Annotated in this window: 24 protein-coding genes and 1 tRNA gene; 7 read left to right on the top strand and 18 right to left on the bottom strand. The window is 56.5% G+C overall.

The genetic code is table 11. From position 1 onward, the window contains the following. Positions 1 to 18 precede the first annotated feature (18 nt). The 6 genes from SO140_RS09330 to SO140_RS09355 are packed head-to-tail and all read left to right on the top strand — an operon-like array spanning position 19 to position 2,559. The gene (locus tag SO140_RS09330; RefSeq protein ID WP_498542507.1) at positions 19 to 369 is read left to right on the top strand and encodes a hypothetical protein; all 351 of its coding nucleotides are present in this window, start codon (positions 19 to 21) and stop codon (positions 367 to 369) included. Then, positions 366 to 719 (top strand): hypothetical protein, encoded by a 354-nt coding sequence (locus SO140_RS09335; RefSeq protein ID WP_498542508.1) that lies wholly within the window; start codon positions 366 to 368, stop codon positions 717 to 719. Before SO140_RS09330 ends, SO140_RS09335 begins: the two co-directional genes overlap by 4 nt. Next, entirely contained in the window at positions 716 to 904 is a 189-nt protein-coding gene (locus SO140_RS09340) for a hypothetical protein (RefSeq protein WP_498542509.1), read from the top strand. Before SO140_RS09335 ends, SO140_RS09340 begins: the two co-directional genes overlap by 4 nt. Beyond that, complete coding sequence (locus tag SO140_RS09345; RefSeq protein ID WP_498542510.1) at positions 901 to 1,167, top strand: hypothetical protein; 267 nt, start codon at positions 901 to 903, stop codon at positions 1,165 to 1,167. Before SO140_RS09340 ends, SO140_RS09345 begins: the two co-directional genes overlap by 4 nt. Beyond that, positions 1,164 to 1,415 carry a hypothetical protein gene (locus tag SO140_RS09350; protein ID WP_498542511.1) on the top strand — a complete coding sequence of 84 codons (252 nt, stop codon included), beginning with the start codon at positions 1,164 to 1,166 and terminating at the stop codon, positions 1,413 to 1,415. Before SO140_RS09345 ends, SO140_RS09350 begins: the two co-directional genes overlap by 4 nt. Beyond that, entirely contained in the window at positions 1,390 to 2,559 is a 1,170-nt protein-coding gene (locus SO140_RS09355) for a tyrosine-type recombinase/integrase (protein ID WP_498542512.1), read from the top strand. The genes SO140_RS09350 and SO140_RS09355 overlap by 26 nt, the downstream gene beginning before the upstream one ends. Before the next feature lie 70 nt (positions 2,560 to 2,629). Here SO140_RS09355 and SO140_RS09360 read toward each other — a convergent pair. From SO140_RS09360 to SO140_RS09385, 6 genes are all read right to left on the bottom strand, one after another. Beyond that, positions 2,630 to 2,707 (bottom strand) — tRNA-Pro (locus SO140_RS09360). 697 nt (positions 2,708 to 3,404) lie between these two features. After that, positions 3,405 to 3,692 carry a hypothetical protein gene (locus SO140_RS09365; protein WP_498542513.1) on the bottom strand — a complete coding sequence of 96 codons (288 nt, stop codon included), beginning with the start codon at positions 3,690 to 3,692 and terminating at the stop codon, positions 3,405 to 3,407. Between the two features lie 791 nt (positions 3,693 to 4,483). Continuing rightward, the gene (locus tag SO140_RS09370; RefSeq protein WP_498542514.1) at positions 4,484 to 4,645 is read right to left on the bottom strand and encodes a hypothetical protein; all 162 of its coding nucleotides are present in this window, start codon (positions 4,643 to 4,645) and stop codon (positions 4,484 to 4,486) included. A 665-nt stretch (positions 4,646 to 5,310) separates the two neighbouring features. Further along, positions 5,311 to 5,604 (bottom strand): hypothetical protein, encoded by a 294-nt coding sequence (locus tag SO140_RS09375; RefSeq protein WP_498542515.1) that lies wholly within the window; start codon positions 5,602 to 5,604, stop codon positions 5,311 to 5,313. Next, positions 5,601 to 7,403, bottom strand: a complete 1,803-nt coding sequence (locus tag SO140_RS09380; protein ID WP_498542516.1) for a hypothetical protein — start codon at positions 7,401 to 7,403, stop codon at positions 5,601 to 5,603. The genes SO140_RS09375 and SO140_RS09380 overlap by 4 nt, the downstream gene beginning before the upstream one ends. Positions 7,404 to 7,586: 183 nt before the next feature. Next, positions 7,587 to 8,501: a hypothetical protein gene (locus tag SO140_RS09385; protein ID WP_498542517.1), complete on the bottom strand. Its 915-nt coding sequence runs from the start codon at positions 8,499 to 8,501 to the stop codon at positions 7,587 to 7,589. 166 nt (positions 8,502 to 8,667) lie between these two features. Between SO140_RS09385 and SO140_RS09390 the strand changes: the two genes are divergently transcribed. Then, positions 8,668 to 8,985, top strand: coding sequence for a hypothetical protein (locus SO140_RS09390; protein ID WP_498542539.1), 318 nt, complete (start codon positions 8,668 to 8,670; stop codon positions 8,983 to 8,985). Positions 8,986 to 9,495: 510 nt separating this feature from the next. On the opposite strand, the gene SO140_RS09395 is transcribed toward SO140_RS09390, so the two are convergent. From SO140_RS09395 to SO140_RS09450, 12 genes are all read right to left on the bottom strand, one after another. Continuing rightward, a complete protein-coding gene (locus SO140_RS09395; protein WP_498542518.1) occupies positions 9,496 to 9,702 on the bottom strand; it encodes a hypothetical protein in 207 nt (68 codons plus the stop codon). A 102-nt stretch (positions 9,703 to 9,804) separates the two neighbouring features. After that, positions 9,805 to 10,140: a P27 family phage terminase small subunit gene (locus SO140_RS09400; protein ID WP_498542519.1), complete on the bottom strand. Its 336-nt coding sequence runs from the start codon at positions 10,138 to 10,140 to the stop codon at positions 9,805 to 9,807. A 151-nt stretch (positions 10,141 to 10,291) separates the two neighbouring features. After that, positions 10,292 to 10,528: a hypothetical protein gene (locus SO140_RS09405; protein ID WP_498542520.1), complete on the bottom strand. Its 237-nt coding sequence runs from the start codon at positions 10,526 to 10,528 to the stop codon at positions 10,292 to 10,294. Further along, the gene (locus SO140_RS09410) at positions 10,528 to 11,115 is read right to left on the bottom strand and encodes a hypothetical protein (RefSeq protein WP_498542521.1); all 588 of its coding nucleotides are present in this window, start codon (positions 11,113 to 11,115) and stop codon (positions 10,528 to 10,530) included. The genes SO140_RS09405 and SO140_RS09410 overlap by 1 nt, the downstream gene beginning before the upstream one ends. A 639-nt stretch (positions 11,116 to 11,754) precedes the next feature. Further along, positions 11,755 to 12,939 (bottom strand): AAA family ATPase, encoded by a 1,185-nt coding sequence (locus SO140_RS09415; protein WP_498542522.1) that lies wholly within the window; start codon positions 12,937 to 12,939, stop codon positions 11,755 to 11,757. Next, complete coding sequence (locus SO140_RS09420; protein ID WP_498542523.1) at positions 12,929 to 13,690, bottom strand: hypothetical protein; 762 nt, start codon at positions 13,688 to 13,690, stop codon at positions 12,929 to 12,931. Before SO140_RS09420 ends, SO140_RS09415 begins: the two co-directional genes overlap by 11 nt. Before the next feature lie 69 nt (positions 13,691 to 13,759). After that, positions 13,760 to 14,095 (bottom strand): hypothetical protein, encoded by a 336-nt coding sequence (locus SO140_RS09425; RefSeq protein WP_498542524.1) that lies wholly within the window; start codon positions 14,093 to 14,095, stop codon positions 13,760 to 13,762. Between the two features lie 438 nt (positions 14,096 to 14,533). Next, on the bottom strand, positions 14,534 to 15,061 hold the full coding sequence (locus SO140_RS09430) for an HK97 family phage prohead protease (protein ID WP_498542525.1): 528 nt from the start codon (positions 15,059 to 15,061) through the stop codon (positions 14,534 to 14,536). Then, positions 15,054 to 15,230, bottom strand: a complete 177-nt coding sequence (locus SO140_RS09435; protein ID WP_498542526.1) for a hypothetical protein — start codon at positions 15,228 to 15,230, stop codon at positions 15,054 to 15,056. Before SO140_RS09435 ends, SO140_RS09430 begins: the two co-directional genes overlap by 8 nt. After that, a complete protein-coding gene (locus SO140_RS09440; RefSeq protein ID WP_498542527.1) occupies positions 15,230 to 15,802 on the bottom strand; it encodes a hypothetical protein in 573 nt (190 codons plus the stop codon). The genes SO140_RS09435 and SO140_RS09440 overlap by 1 nt, the downstream gene beginning before the upstream one ends. A 12-nt stretch (positions 15,803 to 15,814) precedes the next feature. Continuing rightward, positions 15,815 to 16,354 carry a hypothetical protein gene (locus SO140_RS09445; RefSeq protein WP_498542528.1) on the bottom strand — a complete coding sequence of 180 codons (540 nt, stop codon included), beginning with the start codon at positions 16,352 to 16,354 and terminating at the stop codon, positions 15,815 to 15,817. 353 nt (positions 16,355 to 16,707) lie between these two features. Then, positions 16,708 to 17,673, bottom strand: coding sequence for a hypothetical protein (locus SO140_RS09450; protein ID WP_498542529.1), 966 nt, complete (start codon positions 17,671 to 17,673; stop codon positions 16,708 to 16,710). Positions 17,674 to 17,745 lie beyond the last annotated feature (72 nt).

The following is a 17,745-nucleotide window of genomic DNA, read 5'->3' on the forward strand; positions in this document are numbered from 1 at the left end:
CCGTCGCGCACCCTTCCCATGACCCGCGTGTCATTCAAGAGCTATTCGAGCGCGCCCGGTTATCGTGACCTGCAGCTTCGACTCGTCGATCGCGCGACTGGCCAGGAGTACGAGGCGCGCCTCGACCCCAAGGATGTGCAGCGCATGATCTTCGCCTGCGCCGAGGTCGCGAGACAGATCGGCGGGCATCCGCCGATCGACTGGGATCAGTATCGAGCGACGATTCTCTGGCCTGCGATCACGCCGTGGATGGCTGGTCCTCGGCCGGATGCGAATGGCGGCTTGGCAAACTCTGTGGTGTTCACTGCGCCGGCGCCGCATGCCGAGATGATTGTGCGCGGTCCGGACAAAAACGGAGAAGTCGCGTGACGCTGCTCCGCCCTCCGAGCTTTGCCCGTATCCCCGCCAATGCCAAAGACCTCATCGCCCGCATGGCCGAAGATCTCCGGCGCGATGGCGTCCCCGAGACCGAGCGCGAGGCAATCCGGATGCTCTGCCAGCGGTGCTACCGCTACGGCGATGTGCTGGCGCTGGCCGAGGACGCGCTATTCGCCGCGCGTCAGGCGGCCGTTGCGCAGGCCATGGCTTCAGAAACTCCGCCGCCCTCCATGTCCAGCGCGATACGCATGGCGGTGGCAGCATCACCGGCTTCACCGCCGCGGCGGGCGCCCTCCCCGCGCCCGTCGATCAAGCCGGAGAGCGACGGAGGCGGCCGATGAGGCTCCTGCCCGGCGACCATCATTTCCTCAAGCTGCTCGAACTCAGCCCCTTCGAGCAGCGGCGCGGCGGCTGGCGGTTTGGCACCAGGCGGATCACAGACGGGGTGGTCTTGCGCCTTATCGCCAGCGGCCGCGCGGAAATCGTGGGCGAGCGAGTGCACCTGCGAGAGGAGACCGCGCGGTGACCGTGATTAACCTGATGGCGATCGTCCTGCAGCGCGATCTTGCGACGCGCGGCCTCGGCAGCCCGTCGCTCAGCGAGTGCGAACAGATGGTGGCGCACATGTTTGGCCAGGTCGCCGAGCTCGAGAAGCGCATGGTCCATCCCCACCCGCCCGGCCGGCCGCGTCGCTGCGAGACCGGCGTCGTCGAAACAAATGGCGACTGCGCCGCCTGCCACACGGCCCAGGGCGAGGCCTGCCGCGCTCCGCGAAAGGGCTGCCCATGAGCTTGAAACGCGGCCTTACCAAGCAGGAGGCGGCCGAATATTGCGGCTGCAAGACGCTTGCAGCATTCGACCGCTGGATGGAAAAGGGTATTGTCCCCAAGGCAATGCCCGGCACTGCCCGCTGGGACCGAAAGGCCCTGGATGCGGCTCTGGACCGCACCTCGGGCTTTGTGACAGACTCCGCCGCCGAGCTGACACCATACCAGCGCTGGAAGGCGGAGAATGCGGGCAAGACCAAAGCCGCGTAACAAGCCAGTTGGGCTCAAGGGCATCCACCGCGTCAAGAAGCGCCAGGCGGACGGCTCGATCAAGATCCATCTCTACCATCGCGCCACCGGCATGCCACTGGATGAGGCGCGCCTCGCCGAGAGCTTCGCCGAAGCCGAAAAGAAAATGCGGGCGAAGGGCGAGGCTACGCTGACGCAGCTGATCCGGCATTTCGACAGCTCGGCATATTTCGGCACCCTCAGCGCCGATCATCAGCGCGAATACGTCTGGAAGCTGAAGCGCATTGAACAGCGCTGGGGCAGCTGCCCCGCCGCCACGTTCAACGATGCCGACGATGCGCTCGAATTCCGCAAGGACGCGCTCGCCTGGCATGACGAGCTCGGCAAGACATCGCTGCGCTCGGCCGACAACTTGGTGGCCGCCCTCGCGCGCGTGCTGTCCTTCGCGAAGGAAAAGGCGCAGATCAAGTTCAACCCGCTGGATACCTTTACACGGCTCTACAAGAGCCACAGGGCGGACAAGACCTGGCCGGACGAACTGCAGCAGGCTTTCATTCAAAACGCACGGCCGGCCATGGCAACGGCGATGATCCTGGTGCGCAATACGGCGATGCGCGCCAGCGACGTCAGGAAGTTTCCCTGGACGCGCTACGACGGCACCCGCGTACAGATCCGCTCGACCAAGACCGGGAAGCTGCTCTGGATTCCGGCGACGCGCGAACTCAAGGCGCATCTCGATCGCTTAAAGGAATCGAAGGCCGGCGCGCTGGTGATGCTGACGTCGACCGGCAAGGCCTACACCAAGCGCTATTTTAACGAGCACTGGCGCGAGGACTGCGACAAGCTCGATGCGGCCAACGCCAGGGCGCACGGGGCCGATGCCGACTCCGTCAAAACCGCCGACCTCAATTTTCACGACAACCGAGGCACGGCCGCGACGCTGCTGGCCGAAGCCGGCGCAACCGCACCGGAGATCGCCGAGGCGCTGACCTGGACGGTCGACAAGGCGCAGAGGGTGATCGATCAATATCTCGCGAGGCGCGGCGTGCTGGCTGCCAACGCGATCCAGAAGCTCGAGGATTATCGCGACAAGCAGGCCGCGGTGGCATCCCAGAGCGCGGATTCGACCACCGCCAAAGGAACGGCAGGCGAACAAAAGTTGTAAACCGCCCTGTAAACGGGCGGTGCCTGTAAACCGCCCGCCCGGAAAATGACTTTGATATTATTGAGAATTTTGGTCGGAGCGAGAGGATTTGAACCTCCGACCCCTAGTCTCCCAGACTAGTGCGCTAACCGGGCTGCGCCACGCTCCGAATGCCTGACGGCGTTGTTTGAATAGGGATATTCGGCCCGACCTGCAAGCTTCCTTTTAGGGTCTGGAGGAACATAAGCGACACGAAACGTAGGCTTTTGACCCAAAAGTCCCGGAAAAGTCCCGGACTCGGTTCGCGGAATGTTCTCGTGAAACGATGTTTCGCCTGCCTAACCTACGGTTGCTCCAGCTGAATTTGTTAATGCCCAAGCTTCCCAATTGTGCGTTGTAATGCCAAGTACGAGGAAACGCGGGACACAACCATGGTGGATAGAATTCGACGAGCATTCGATCAGTTGGAATCACCCATTTGCCCGACATGCCGCATTGAGATGAGGTGGACTCGGTCTGCGTTGGTCAACAGGAATACAATCAGTCACTTATTCCACTGCCCCAATTGTCATCGGACCGGGGAAACTACATCCAAGATCGACCCAATGGTGGTCCCGCCCGATAAACTCTCTGCCCCGCTTCTTCAGCGAGCCGCGTAGAGGTCTAACCATGGAACAAGCTGTGCTGGCTGAGTTGACGATGCCGAAATCAAGACGTGATGCCGACACTGAGGACCTCAGCTAGGGCTGGCGCCCTCTGAAGTCCTTTAGTTTTGCATCCTCAACTCCGGGAGGGTTGAGTGACTGAAGAACGCGACGAAACCCAGTTACGGAACCAACAGATAGAGGACGGCGCTCTGCTCGAAACTAGCGGCGCAAACGTCGGACCCGAGAAGCCCTTCTTCGCCTTCGGCGCACGCCGATGAATCGGTTTCGCTCAGCTTCCTGCACGCGGTTGCGGAGGGACTCTAGTTCGGAAAGATCGATAATTAGCTCGTCAAGTTTCTTGCGCAGAACAATGGCGCGATCATAGCAACCCATGGACGCCCCTAAAATAATACCACTAGCAAAAATCGGCCCCAGTACAACCGCCGCGATAGTGAACGTCAATCCGGATTTTTCCGGTTCGGTTAAGACGAAGATTTCAGTAACCATGACCGCCTTAAGGGGTTGAACCCCGGGCCAATCAAATTCGACTCATTTTTGCAGGAGCGCCCTTCCCCGTGCGCTCAGCCCAAGGACCGCCGGCCCGCACCTCCGGATTGGACACCACGGGGGCCGGCGAGTCCGAGGGCCAACGCAGTCGACCACAAGACAGTGGTCGCGCACCGTACGTCACTTTGGAAATTCCCAAGTGACGAACGCACCTGCTCGGACGATGCAGCATTGTCGCTAGCGTAGTGGCGGTGCTGTTGCGCAAGCTTTGACCATTCGTCCGCTAGCAAGCCAAGCTTGCCGCCGCCATTTTTTTTCTCCTGAGTACGCCACATATGTTGGTGCGTGATACTGCTGTAGCTGCCAGCTTTCCCCCGGGGCGGGCCGTCAAAAAGGGGGGCCTGCAATGCGCTATTGCGTTCGAGCAGAAGCTGCTGCTGTCGTTCTTCGCCAACGCGTCGAAGCGCTTACTTCTCAGCTTGCCGAACTGGACGAGTTGCGAGCCCGAGTGCTTGAGGCCGAGCGGAACGTCACGTCGAACGAGCTAATGGAGTTCCGTATCGCGTACGCCCAAGGCCGCCCATTCGAGGCAAAAAAGCGGATAGCGATGAACCCGTAGGGTGTTCCTGCCGTTGTTCTGCAAGCCAGTCGATGCGAGGCGGCCGGCGAGTCCGAGGATACATTTTCCCGTGTTCACATATTGTAGCGTTTTCAGCTACAGTCGTGCAGCGTGAGCAGCTTCCGGCCATTTGGCAGCGGAATCGGATCATCAAACGGCCGCTGCCAGCCGCTCACGGCTCTACGTTCTTGTCTCGCCGGAGTTTCAGCTCTAGTTCGCCGATTTGCTCCATCATCCTCTCGACGATCTGTTCGTAGTCTGAGTTGGCTAGCGTTACGCCGCGAGCTAATAGCTCGGCTTCGAGAATTCTCGCCATAACGGCTTTGACGTTCATTTGAAAAAACTCATGAAATACGAAAGCCCGAGCATACAACAACCTTCGCTCCGTAGAACTACTGAGCCGCTGGTATGGAGGCTATTCGTTTGCAAGGAACGCACCGATAAACCAGAACAGCTTCACGATTACCGACCGGCGGCAGTTTACCCACGCGAGACATCTCGCGCTTGCACGTGTCGCAGATTGGTCGTTGCTCGTCGCTTCGCATAGCTGAGCGCTACCCGATCCGCCTAGCGCAAGCACTTGGTAAATTTACGGGGATGGCCAGTACAAGTCGTATCTTCATCGGACAAGCACCCGCTCCCCACGCGTCCACGCCGCGTACTTGCGTGCCGTCCACTCTTGCTGTCGGCGCCATTCCTCAAAATCGGCTTGCGTTCCTTGGATAAGAACACGGCCCACGCCTCCAGAAAGGCCGCGCGAGCCCCTTCATATCTCGCGACGGTCCCGGAGGTGCACTCCGTCGGCTCGCTGCCGGGATAGAACCGCAGCGCCACTGCCACGGTTTGCTTTCGGTCGGATTACCGCTTCGTAGGCCGATGCTGCCGGACTCAACGTCGCCGTAGTAGATCAGCCACGCCTCTTGGCTAGCGCTTCGATCGCGGCGGCGGGTTAGCGTGAGCATGACCCAAGATCGTGCTGACGGGCCAGTTGTGAAGCCGCTAGGGGTTGGATGCCGAGAAGCCCGTTAGCACCGCATGCGGGTCAATACGAACAATGCCGGGGTCGCGCCTCTCTGCGTCGCGAATTCTTCGCGCCTCTTTCATTTGCTCTTTGGTAAGGCCAGCATCATTCAGTGTCGGCTTTTCAAGGTGTTTATTTGCCACCTTGAAATCTCTTGCAGTGCCGTGCCCGGCAATCTCTCCTCTCTTCACCACCGCGTCGTATTCATCTGCCAGCCGCCGCTTTGACGCAGATTCGATTTCAAGCGCGTCGGCGCGCGGCAACGCTGTCAACTTAACGTCACCGGCTCATCCAAATCCAACGCCTCAGTTGGAGCAGTGAGGCTTAGTCCTTCGCGGAAGGTTTTTACCAACTGCTTTCCATCCTTATTGAACGATAGAGTTCCAATGCAAACTGCTTCGGCAACTTTGTGCTGGTGTTGAACCATCTTCAAATAATTCTTCTTCGTGAATCCTATCACGGCCTTCCGGAGCGGATATTCATCTGCCCGATAATCATTCTTCTTGCCGACCGTTAGCCCCATCACATAGAGGCAGTACCCGAGGTATTTCGCATTGCGATAGTTTTGTCGGGTTTCAATGCTCTTGATTTCATCATACAGGAGCCGTCGCAGCTTAAAGAGGATAATTTTCCGGCTGGGGTTGTCGCCGGGTCTCCAAAGTTGCCCCCAAACCAAACTGAACTGGACTGTCCACCCTTCGAAGGAAGACGTATTTAACGAGGAAGCGTGACCAATTATCTCAAAGCAGAACTGAGCAATCTTGTCGTAGTAGTCCTCGTCAAGTCGATATCGCTCACCTCTTCTTCTCAATCTCGTTTTCTTAATCCCTGACTGTTGCAGTGCCTGCACGGCCTCATTGACGAACTGAACAACGGCACTCAGTCGCCCGGTAATTTCACCTTTCTCTTGCTGGCTAATCGGTTCAGCAAGCCTGTAAATGTCCGAACATCTGCCCACCAACGTCTCGAATGCGCGATTTAAAACGTAGGATTGCCGGTGAAACACACCTTGGGCCAGCGCCGACTTGAACGTTGTTAGGACGGCGCGCGCATATGCTTCGACCTGCCGCGTGTCCAAATTCCGTCTGACTTCAAAGTCGATATCGAGAGGTGAATTGCCACCGCTTGCAGCTACCCCTTCCACAAGTCGATAATCGCCGTACACGGCGTTTGTAAAAGGCCGCGCATAGCCGAAATATCCCGAGTAGAGCCCATGTTCTTCATGGTAGAGTAACGAATCCTTGTTGAGCAATGCCTCCGTTGAAATCCCGGACGCGAATTGTGACATAGGCAACTTATAACGCTTCGCTTCTGAAACAGCTTGAAAAATAGCAATCGCAGTGTTCGGCGCACTGGCGACCACGTGTCGACAAAAGCGACGATTGCCAAGTATCAATAGCAAGTCGTGGGCGAAATTCTCGGCAGTAGGCTTATCATCACTCGGAGCAGATGCTAACGCGAAACGAACAATCCTTTCTGCCGACCTTTCAAGTTCGTCTGCAATCACCGGCAAGTCTTCTTCGACGCCTTGCATTACGTAGTGGTAGACCGCGCGTGTGTATCTAGACGCATTATACCGTCCGAACTTCGCCGCACCTACGTAAGCAAACCACAGCCACGCCAAAGTCAGCGCCAAGAACATCAAGCCAAGCACAAACTGCCAATGCGCTTGGCTTGCAAGAAACCTAGGAGTTAGATACCGTTCTGCGAACCACAGGTCCGAAACGATTGCTAATGAGCCTATTGCTCCGGCCAGTGAATAGGTTACTGCCCACAGACGGACCGGGGCCGCGTGCACTCTGAACTGATATCGGGTGCCAGTGACTGTAAAAATGAGTACCAGCAGAGCGAATGCCTGCACAAATTCCGCGAAGCCGAATATTCCTCCATGCTGCTCGGATGGAGTAACGAAGCATATTCCAAGTATCGTCTGAACACACTCGCTTGCCGCAGCATCAACGGCTTTCCTGCCTGTTTGCGGATAATACAAAATAGGCAGGACTACGTAGAGCCACACCGCGAACGCGAACAGCCCCGCGGGAATGAACCTCTCATTCGCGATTTTCTTCATTGCCCCCCGGCTTCAGACAGCCTCGACCAGCGCTGCTCCATACAATCTCAGGATGAGGTATGAAGCAAGCGATAACGGGCAATCCAAAGGCCAAGTCCCTTTTGCCCGCCTCAAAGCCTTTCCGTCTCTTTGCTTTAGTCGTGACAATGAAGTTCAGCTGTGGAAAATGACCCGAAGCTGAACTCACTTCTGGTGGTGCAGCGATGGCACTTTGAATGGTGTGAGTCCTGAAATGGTCTGCTCTGCCAATTCAAACACTTTGCCCCACGGGCGGAAGTCCGGTATTTTCCAAGTTTCGCTCTCAGACATCATTCTCCCGAGAGCGCCAGAATCCGGATGCTGCTTGATCGCTGAGATAACTGCCGGATCGTGAAACTCTGCATCGCTCCATAAATAGCTCAATAGGATACGTTTCTCGTCCTGGCGCTTTAGAAACGGTGCGACAAGCCCGCCGCGCGTACCGACTTCAGAGGCCAAGCGAGCCATTAGGATGGGAATGTGCGACGCCGGAAAGATATCCCGTAGATAGTCGTAACATTGCCGTCGAACCCCTTCGTTCAGAACCAGCGCAATGCCTTTTGCAATTCGTTCCCAGACGGGGCTATCGTTGTAGGTCTCACCCGCCCAATAGCGCTCCACCCACTGCAAATCAGCGACAGATATCCGCCCATCCTTGCCGGTTGGCGCAAATGTAATCCAGTTGGCGTCCACATCTGTGAAGGGATTAACGTGGCATAGTTCCAATTCAAGCAGATTCTTCGGCTCGAAATACGGAGGCCACCTTTCGTCTCCTATTCGCGCCTCCGCTTCATCACGCGACCGAAAGAAAAACACACCCTGCATCCGCGAGACTTGATGAGGAAAAGAGCTTTGGCGCACCGATTCTATGAAAAACTCATTGAATACTCTCGGATTATTCAGCGCCTCGACCATGCCTGCTTGCATGAAAGATATGAAGCCGGGATGATGTCCGGACGCGTACTCTGCTGAAACAAGCATGCCGCGCATAACGGCCCAAGCCACGGCGGGATGCTCAAGATCGAGAAAGCAAAAAACACGGGTCGATTGCGTTAGTCCGGCAAAAGGCAAATGTTGCATCCGCTGTTACCACCACTGTTCACTGGTCGCTATGATTGCCTATGTAACGCTTGGGCTTACGATAGCAACGCCTGCGACGGACGCGTGCACTAGTTCGGTCCCGGTGCCCCACATTCTTCGTTGATTTTGCTACAAGCACTGCGCAACAGCACAGACGGATTTCCTGATGGCCAAGAAAGCTAAGAAAATTGTCCGCCGCGAGTACACCGCAGCGGACGTTAAGGAACTGCGCGCCCACTCCAAGGCTAAAACGCCTGTTGTGAAGATCGCCAAAGCTATGAAGAGAACGGAAGGCAGCTTGCCCAAGGCGCTTACGCTTGGCATTCCTTTGGGCACGTTCGCTAAGACGTCGCCGCGCGAATTGTCCGCGGATCGCCGTCGCGGTTCATTTCACGAACGTGTCCACGCGCGCACGCCAATGTCGCTAGCAGCGAAGTCGCCTTCTCGGCTTCGGCATGCGCGGGTTCTTGATTGCGTTCGCTAAGACAGGGGCAATCGGTCGGGTGCTGGTACGGCGTCGGCCGGTGACATGGTCCCAGTTCGTTCGAAGACTTGCAGATGCTGAAAAGTAATCGCTCATAATGTCCTTCAAAGAAAAGGGCAGCCGACTGGCTCTGCCCCTGCGGTGCGCGCAGACGGCCGTGCACGCGTCGGGTTGTCGCCGCAATTTCCGGTTTAGATCACTAGGCATGAAAAAGCTGCGCGAGTGAACAGCATGCCTAGAAATTGGTCTCGACGATGGAGCAAAGAAGACGATAAACGCCTTCTCGAACTCGCTTCAAACAACGAACCACCGAGACGAATCTCTATCCTGCTTGAGAGAAGCGAACGTGCTGTCGAGCGAAGGCTCTCCAAACTGCGGCGAACGCCCCCAAGATGCCAGCCACCATCTTAAGCCCGCCGTGTGTGTGCGGCGGTCCTAGATGGCTTCCGGCCGCCACATTCCCGGCCGCCAGTTGAAGCGCCTCTTATCGCCTCGCTCATCCCAAAGCGCTTACTTGGCGTCATCGCTGTAGTGGCTATTGATGAAGCTAGAGGCGAATCCGTATTCGTCGTGCTCGCCGCTGTTCAGCCAAGCTTCTTCATGCTCTTCCAATTGCTCGCGGGTGATTGGAATCCGCATTCCACGTTTCCAATACATCGAGTCAGCGTCGCCGCATTCTTGCCAAAGCCTTTCCAATTCGGAGAAGTGCTTGCCCATAAAGAAAACCCCGCACGACTTATCGCCGCGCAGCCAACGGTCAGCGTTTGAGTCCCCGATAGACGCGCCGCGTCTTGGGAGTCCTTTTCTGCTCGTGCCCATTTACTTGTACCGCCCGCTAATAACAGGCGGTCTTGACTCTCCCGGAGAGCCATCAATCGCCAACTCGCGAACCAACCGTGCGAATGCAATGCGGCTATCTCGTTCAATTGCGATTTCCGGCGCGGGCTTACGAGAGCCGTGCCTGTCGACGAACGTTAGTCCGTGCTTTTCGATACCCTTTCGGGCCTGCACCATGCGGTCCCACGCCTCGCATGCGGCCGTGAGAAGCTTTTCGTGATGAGACTGTAGCGCGTACTCGCGCCAGATTTGCTCCCACCACTCGGCCGAGTCTTTCAGATGGCTTGGAGCCTTTATCGTCTTCGATTTAGTCGCCAATCAACATTTTCCTTTCTGGTTGAAATCGTGTGTTTTTATGAACCGTATCCCACGCATACGGATTTTTTCATTGGCCGGTTCTGATCCCTCAGGCGACAAGGAATCGACGGCCCTAGGGTGGTATTCGCATTCTCTAATTCAAGTCGAGAAGCTAGCTACCTTCGTCCTTATCGTTGGAAGAGCCGTTGCCCTCATCCTGTTCCTTCTTGCCCCGTATGGCGCCAGCGATGCCACCCACCACCGCGAATACTAAAATGGGAATCGCTATCAAAATAGCGATGCCGCCGTCCGTGGTTGGCCGAATCACCGTCACCAGAACAAGACCGACTAATCCGCCTGCGGCCCCGGCAAGACCGAATCCCTTGACAAATGACAACAACATATCCATTACGACTTACTCTTATAAACGTTCAGTATCTTCGTTCCCCACTTGTCGGCCCATAACCTGATGCGCAGTTCAATCTTCGCCATATTCCAAGTTGGCTCCCACAGACTTGGATCGTTTTGAATATCCAAGGCCCACTGTGCGAAGATTTGCTTGGCTTGTTCGTTGTTGATTACATCAGACATGTCCGCGACCAGTACCAGAGCGTCGGATTGACCCTTCGCTGCTCCCGGGGACCAAGCCAAGAGGAACGGTCCTTGTCCATCCAACTCAGCCCCATTTCTCTTTGCTGAGTCTATAGCTTCGAGCGCAGTCGTTAGGCCGTAGTGTGGTACTGCGTCGTCGCAAACATCATCGCGGGCTTCCCTGTTAATTTTATTGGCCCACACATTACTTTCGGTCGGCCAAACAGTGACCATCTGCGATGCGAGAGGAGCGTTCGCATCCTTATAGAAAGGAAGGCTCGACACATAGGCGTCACAAATCATGTCGTAGCGATCACTATCGTCAGGCGCGGCTCGGGCTTTGAACGCCACGATGCCGTACGCTTTGAATCTCGCCGGCGGATATTGGGTCGGGCCTGCGGCCATACGAGTCGGAGTCGGCGAAACCGGGCGCTGTGGAGCAGTCACCTGAGCTTCTGTCGCCGACGGCTGCGAAGCCGTCTGAGTTGTAGATCGTGCGTCCTGTCTTTCCAGCGAAGGCAGCTGCAATAACAATCCCGGTCCGCCTAGTGCGCCAAAAATTAGGGCTACACCAACTATGACTTCGACGGCAAAGGTGATGGTTCGACCTAGCGGAGCGTCTGGTCTCCTGATGCTCCCGAACTCTACAAGAGCCGCTATAAGAGCGGCTAGTCCAAGCAAGCCGGTTATGACGTTCTCAGTAGAAAGCATCTGAGCCCCCATGTCAGATGGCCGCTCACCTCTAACGTGTATCGCACCAGCAGGGCGAAGGCAATTGCGGGGCGCAGCCGCTGGCCAAGGCGCGTTCTTCCGTAGCCAGCCTTGCCCAACACCGGCGAAGCACCAAAGCGCACCACGGACCCCCGCAGCGCGTCCTAGAGCCGTGACCACCGCCCTTCGGTAAGAAGCGAGGATGGTGGGGAGCGCTTCCGTGGTGGTCCCTTCCACCACGGATGGTGCTTCCACCATCCCGGGGGTTATAGGGGGGTGGAAGCACACGCATGGTGGAAGGTGGTGGAAGATGGTGGAAGGGTTGGTGGAAACCTAACCCTGCACCTCCTCCAATCGCGAACGTCGCCGCGATTGCGAACCCTCCGTTACTACCCTGATGCGCTTCCGGTCCAACAGCCGCTGCATCGCGTCGGCTAGTTCCTCCTTCGTGAAGCCCTTCGCCTTTGGGTGCTTGGCCATCTCGGCCGGCGCATACGTCGTACCTCTCTTGTTTGTCACATTCCTGCCCTGCTCGCCGAACAGGTTCAGTAATTCGAGGAATAGCGAATCTACCTTAGTGTTCACGATAGAATCGACAGCCTCCGCATCAGCGTCCTTCGTGCCGTCATCGAGTACGTAAACGCCCTCATTCCAGCGCATAAGAATCTTCTCGCCTATCCTCCCGTAGTTTGCCTTCATGACCGTCAGTAGACGCGTATCCGGGTTTTTGATTTCCAGATACAGACGACTCCGAACGCTGTTGTTCCAACCCGTGCTGCCGGACGTGCCTGAGCCCGTGATTAGACCGGCTTGGCTCGGGTGACTCAAAAGCATCACCGCACAATCGTAGGTGATGGCCAGCTTGCGCAGCATGGATACGAATTTGCGAACCTGCCTTCGGTTGATTTCGTCGCCGTCGAACACGTCGGCGCTAGGATCAATAACGACAATTTTGGGTCTGAAGTCCTTGATTTGCGCCTCTAGACTCTCAAACAATTTGGTCGCTACGAGATTGCCGGTCCGCTTATCTTGTTCGGCTAGCACGGCGTCGAGTCCCGCGAGTGGTATCAATCGAATCCCGTCAAGGTCCTTCAGCTCGCAACCGGCATGCCGCGCGATCTTTGCAAAACGCCGATGCAACTCATCAGCACCGTCTTCCGCACCGAAATACAAGCAACGGCCTTCCGATACATCCATGCCGAACCATGGCATGCGCAACGATGCAGATGCCATCAATTGCAGAATGATTTCCGTCTTACCAGAACCACCGTCACCGCTGAGGAGTGTGACTGTCTGCAATGGAATCCATCCTTCAACGAACCAAGGCTGCTCCGGCTCAGTCTTACCCTGCCAGTCGCGCGGGTCGATAACCGGCAAACCAACTTTCGCGGCGTGCCACTCTTGCATGGTTGGCCGCTTGGGGAAACCAGCCTGTTTCGCGCGCGTAACGAAACGGTCGTAGAATTCATCAGCGAAGGTCGTGCCACCGACGAAAATTTCCTTGGCACTAATTTCCACCCGAGAGACTCCAAGTAGCGCGGCTGATGGCTAGTTCTTCGAAATAGTGGCGAATCGATTCCGGCTCGTCGTCGACCATGAACTTTACGGTGTCGCGTAAATCCGGTTCAACCTCATGACACCTAAAGCCCGCGTTGGCGCAAATCTTCTCAAGCTCTGGCAAATCCAGCCTCCACGAAGGTTCGAATGCCCATGACCAAGCTTCCATTGCGGTAGCGACGTCGTTGCACACGATAGACTCAGCGTCGCGCAGTTCCTTCAGACCCTGCCGGCTTATCGGCGCGACATAGCAGGCGCCCTTGCAGCCGGCTTCCAACCAATCGAGAGGATGCGCATGCAGTCGCACCGCCTGCCCCGGGATGTCGTCACGACCAAGCCACGCAGCGCGACCGCATGCGGTCTCGCAAGACCGATCTTCGCCGATCGAGTCATCCAAATCCGAGATGAAATCCCGGGTTAGATGCAAGTCGATAAACTTGCCGGCTTCATTGATAGGCACGGCTAGCGCCGGTTGGCGCTTTGGTCCGATATGGCTAGGTTCGTACGCCTTGAAATCGTAGCGGCCGGTTTCTGGATTCCAAACAATGGCGTATTCGACAAGAGCAATCTTACCGACTCGGTTTACAATCGGCGCCGGGTCTATGCCTCGCTCTTCGAGCCACGCGATTCCGCTCAAGCCGTCACCGGCCAGTTCGTGAAAGATGCGCTCAACATCGGCTGGCAGCGGAAGGGTATCGTCAAACTTTTCCATACAAATGCTTTCATCACTATTGCTTCTCCTCCAAGCGTCTAGTCTTACTGAGTCAAGACTAGTTGGTTGTTAGGCGGCAGAGCGCTGTTCGGTAAGAATAGCGACCAGATCATTCACGAAGCCCTGCAGCGTGCGAACGTGTGGGCGCATCTCGACATGCCGGCTTGCTTCTGAGACAGCATCGTTCCACGCTTCGGACGCCCAGTTGTAAAACGGGAGAAGTTGTTCCCACTGCTCATCGCTCAAACTTACAACCTCATTCGCAAGCTGCGAAAGTCGCTCTGCGGCCTGTCCGTTTCGAACGTCGTTGGGATATCTCTTTTGCATGCCATGACGCCAGCGGCCCGTTCGCGCGAAGCTGCCTGACAAGGATGCGATGCAGTTTTGTTTGTTGTTCAAATCCATTTCTATTGCTCTCAAGAATGTGCACGCGAAAACATCCCGCCGCGTGCGTTGCGGGTAAGCGGCGCCCAATGCGAGCGCCGCCTAAGTGAGACTACGCCAGAATCCAAGCAACCTTTTCGCCGCCTGCCCTGTCTCCGAAGATATCAACGGGAGTGCTTGCCGGCAGGAACCGTCGCGTTCCGCTAGTTGCATCCGGGTTAGCGCCGATCGCGTAAAAAATATCTGCAGTCGAATAGAGCGAGAAGACCGGTTCTCCCTCAACCTGAGACTCGTATGGGCTAGCCTGTGCAGTCGTGCCGGCCGATGACATGGTCTGTGACCAAACGGCCTTGCCTAGAAGAGCAACTTGCCCATGAGAGCCGCCATGCTGGCCGGTGAATCCGCAAGTAATATGAACGCCACTAAGGGCCATGATTTAGATTCCTTCGATGTAATGATTTATGAGCGCAGCGCTTCGGCTAAACGCGCCAGCGCGCGAGTGACCGGGTCGTCACTGGCCCGCGATTTTACGCTCGTTATGCGGGCCAAGTCGTTCGAGGGGTAATGAACAATACTGACTTCCCGCAGGTCGATTTGATGAAGCCTGCGGCGAACGTCACTGCCTTTCGGCAGCATCGTGAATTTCTTCGCGATGAACCCGATACTCAGGCCGTTTAGTGCCCCGGCCTTTATTAATGCGTGGACGTCGCCGGCCCGCCGGTTGGGTATTGCTAACCTACCAGTCACGCGCAAGCCGTGATCGTCTTCGTGCATGTCATGCCAGACGCCAATTGGTAGCTCGTCCTCCAATTGATTTCCCATGCCATGCTGAAGCAGCATCGCGGGCATTCGGCCCGTCCGCCTTGCGTTGGCAAGCGTCTCTTGAAAGGCGTGTCTTTCTACAACATCGCCGTGGCTGTCTCTGTTCGAAAAATAGGCGCCCCAACCTTCGATCTTACCGTTATCGTCGATGTTGAAGCTACTCATTCAGCAACTGACCCAACGCACGCTTGAACCGTTCCGCCGCAGCGTCGTGCTTGTCGGTGGCTTCGCTTTCGTGATCGTCCACGCGATAGACCTTATTCCCGCGAACTTCGTAGGTGCCAGGATCAAGCTTACATTCGCCGAGTCGTTGCCCATTGCTAGCGTATTCCATTAGCGAAGCCATTCCGGCAACTTGATGTAGTCAAGGCTCGCGGCCTGACGCAGCAACTGCGCCAGGTCAGAACCACGGTCCAAAGTAGATTCCCTGAATACCCTTGCCGTATCCAAACGGCACGGCGGGAAGAAGCCGAACCCCCTGCCAACGAGTTTGCCTCTGGTCTGCTCAATCCGCCTGAGGGCTGGATAAGCCTGAGCTAGGCACTGTGCTATAAGCTTTTCGTCAGCCTCGATTGAAGGCTGTACGTCCTTCTGAACTCGCTTTTCTTCCTGCTTCTGCGCTTGCGCGTGCTGCTCTTTATGGATTTCGTACGCTTCAACGCTGTTAAGGTATTGCGCTTTCGTTTCGGCGATTACTAGGTCGCGCGTCTTTCGCGGCGGCGGTGTCTCGTTGCGAAGAATCGCTGCGCGACGTTCTTCGGAATTGTCATCTGGCACGAAGTTCGGCGAAGAGACGCGACGCAGTTTCGCATCCAGTTCGTCGCGCTGTGCTGCCGCAATGGCGAGAGCGCGCGTGGCATCGGTAAATTCCCGTGCCTCGGGAGAAAGTTCAGTAGATTTCGTCATAAATGATGCTCTTTATGCTGCTTTGAGTTTACGTTTGTCCCAAACATCTTTGTTCATGAACGCGGCAAGCGAGAACAGGACGTCGCCGGATATTCGCTTTGATGTCGAAACAAAGATGTCGGACGACTTCCGCGCTTTCACACCGAAAACTGTCTCGTCGCGTGTGCCTTCGCGAACTATCGTTACACGCGGGGTTTCAAGATCGACCGTGATGTAGGCACGGTATGAGTGGGCAGCGAAGTTGATCGCGTTGTTCGACGGATTGAAAGAATTGATCATTCGCGCGATTGCGTCACCGGCGCGGTCCCCGTCTTCGTCGCGAAGATCGTAATACAGCATCGCCGCTTTCGCGGCATTGTGCGCCGGGACATTGGCAACAGTGCCGAAGAGCAGTAGGACCGCGTGTGTACTGTCCACCTCTACATAGTTTGACCCCTCGCATTTGGGGATGAGGTCGTTTTGGCGCTCGACGCGATACACGGCATTCACCGTTGATGCGCGAATACCAGTTAGGCTCGGAAAGGCTTTCAAAAGTTCAGGTGCCGCGGGCACGGCTAGTTCTCCATAGGTTGCTGGTTGTTGATGCACGGCGATTTTCGCCGTGCGTTGGTGTTAGAAAAACACGCGCCACACCGAGAGGTCGTTAGCTCGGCTTGGCGCGTGTTGATGGGGAGCGCAGCGCGTCGCGGATTATCCGCGCTGGCTCGACCCGCCGAGCGATGCCGGGATTGAGACGGCAACGCGCGAAGTGTTCCGGGAAAAAGTCCGACCGGTGCGAGAGAAGCCGGCCGGCCAAGTCTCCAAGTCCAGAAGACGAGTTGGGGACAACTCGTCACCTATTTTTATTGTGGCACACCCCGAATGCGTGACGTCGACGCCACAAAAATCAACGTCCGGACAATAACTTAGGCCGCCAACTGAATGACCGGACCGCGTGCTTGATTGAGATAGCGCCAAGTCAATCGGTCAAGAGGCTTACTAACGCCGACAAACGGCCAGATCTGTTGTGGACGCGCGCCGTCTCTCTCAAGCCGGTCAAGGCCGTCATAGAACCGCGCGAGATTGCGTAGGGCTGCGCGCAACAGCCCCTTGCCGTGCGCCCTAGCACTTGCAGCGTCGCGAGAACCATCCGCCTTGCCGATTTTCTCAGTGGTCAAGTTTGACTCGATCGCGTCGCGGAGCAATTCGAAATCCCTGCCCATGACGTTGCCGGCTAGCGCAATCACTTGCTCCGCATGCAGTCTGACTTCCGCTTTCTCAAGTTCTTCCTTGGCATTATCGACAACGCGACATTCGGACGTTGTGTCGCTGTCTTCAAATTCCATATCGTCGGAGAGGATCAGACCTTCGTCGCTATCAACCGACGTTATTTCGTTACCAAGCTCGCCTTCGGTGAACGGCAGCATGGTCTCGCGCCATTGGCATTCGATAGTGTCGTTAACCGGCTCGCCTCTCGCGATCATCAGGTCTCGTCTGAGGCGCTCTACACAATACCAATGCAAATGATTTTCCGCCTCGCCGTTCCCAAGTTCGACACGTTCGAACATTACTTTGATGTGGTAACGCTCCATCTTCGGCTCGCTACCTTTGCCGCGCTCACGGCGTTCAACGGCTTTCGTCACAGCATCGTGGTATGCGGATGTCGGACCATTGTTGTTGGCAGCGACAAGCGTTTCTAGCGGTAGCGGCGGGTCGCTCTTGAGATTCAATTCATTGCGTTGCCTGCCGCCGTCCATAGCAGCCGTGTTGTCGGACGTCCGTAAGGCGATAGAAGGAGTCCTGTCCTCTGTGGCCAGTGCATTTGCGTTGACGCTTAGGTCCACGATTTCAAGCGGGCCGGTGCCAACTTCGTCGGTAATCGTTCTTTTCAATTTCGTTCCCCAGAACATCAACTTGGAATTTGCCGTCCTTCTGGACGGTCATTAGAGAATAGGTTTCGCGTT

This window comes from Bradyrhizobium sp. UFLA05-108 (assembly GCF_059803455.1).